The sequence below is a fragment of the Liquorilactobacillus sicerae genome (assembly GCF_029916425.1).
GTDB lineage: Bacteria > Bacillota > Bacilli > Lactobacillales > Lactobacillaceae > Liquorilactobacillus > Liquorilactobacillus sicerae.
On sequence record NZ_JAHAVQ010000224.1, the window covers coordinates 1 to 456 of the forward strand.

Sequence of the window (456 nt, forward strand, 5' to 3'; positions counted from 1 at the left end):
TTGATTGTTGTTTAGAGAAAGGGATTAATTTTATTTCCAAAAATCGTTTAGAAACGTTCAATGATGGTGTCTTTGTAATTATTATTTACAATCAGTTCTGGATTTGAAAATTCCTGTAGACAGCGGCTGGTCTGAATTAATTAAGCCACGTTACGAAAAAAATATTTACATTCAATTAATGTTTTTCTACTAAGTGCCGACTAATATCTGGTATAAGGATATTCAAAATTTCGATATGATCGTATATATTATTCCCATTATTGTTTAAATTAAAAATCTTGGAGGACATGCATATGTTAAAAACAGTTGTTATTGTTGGATCCGGAGCGGCCGGAATCGGGGCTGCTTTAACGCTCGTGGACAAAAATTATCGGGTCATTTTACTTGTAAAAGTTGATAAGTTTGGCGGCGCCAGTATGTTTGGTGCCCAAGGATTGTTTGCTGTTGAAAGCAAGT

At 34.2% G+C, this 456-nt stretch carries 1 protein-coding gene; it reads left to right on the plus strand.

Going from position 1 to position 456, the window contains the following annotated elements; all coding sequences use genetic code 11:
• Positions 1 to 293: 293 nt before the first annotated feature.
• Positions 294 to 456, plus strand: a 163-nt coding sequence (locus tag KH893_RS12130; protein ID WP_281166320.1) for an FAD-binding protein, incomplete at its 3' end; no start/stop codon positions are given.